The sequence below is a fragment of the endosymbiont of Lamellibrachia barhami genome, from assembly GCF_011947365.2.
Classification (GTDB): domain Bacteria; phylum Pseudomonadota; class Gammaproteobacteria; order Chromatiales; family Chromatiaceae; genus QGON01.
Genome location: NZ_JAAVSH020000001.1, coordinates 534,094 through 534,818, shown reverse-complemented (window position 1 = coordinate 534,818; position 725 = coordinate 534,094). Strand labels below are relative to the sequence as shown.

General features: G+C 51.6%; 1 protein-coding gene. It reads left to right on the top strand.

The window, feature by feature from the left end; genetic code table 11:
* Positions 1-485 precede the first annotated feature (485 nt).
* Positions 486-725, top strand: a 240-nt coding sequence (locus tag G9Q73_RS02265; protein WP_177418307.1) for a hypothetical protein, incomplete at its 3' end; no start/stop codon positions are given.

Sequence of the window (725 nt, the reverse complement as noted above, 5' to 3'; positions counted from 1 at the left end):
CTGTTTCAGAATCTCTCATCCATTCTTGGCAACAAACTGGCCGAAGTGCAGCCAGAAGGCGTTATGCCCGGAACTGCATCGACTCTTCTCCCGCCGTCTGAATGACTGCGTTCTCCTTGGGCCAGTAACTCAAGCCGGCAGCCATTATCCATCACCTTGGCGACACGGACAAAATGGCTGAAGAGACCATGTTTGAAATACCGGTTGACATATTGACCCACCCAGCTAAACTTCAATTATTCAAGCGATCTATTGAATTCATGCCTTTTGAGACTAATATTTCGTCTACGCAAGGGAGAATGCGCACCTTGAACCTGCGCTACTGGTAAAGCTGAGTTGAGCAGCTTGTCTGCTCAAACGAAACTTATGCCCTGTGGGTGTAAGAAGCAGCCTTTCTACCACGAATCAGCAATTTTCTAAGACAAGGAGTCACCTCAATAACCGACGTGCTGAATGAACGGTAAAAACAGCGATAACATGCACCCATGAATCCAGACACCCAACAAGAGCCCCTCCTGGCATACAGCGCCCGGCCAAACACGGCGGCGAACCAGGACACCCTGCCGGGGCGTTATCGCTGGTGGGTGATGGCGCTCTCCATGGCAGCCTTCACCCTGGCCTTCGTCGGCTGGCTCAATGAGTCCTGGCTCTATCTTTTCGAGAGCCCTATCTGGCTCAACCGCTATACCGAATATGCCATTATCCTTGCCTTTGGCCTCTGGCGT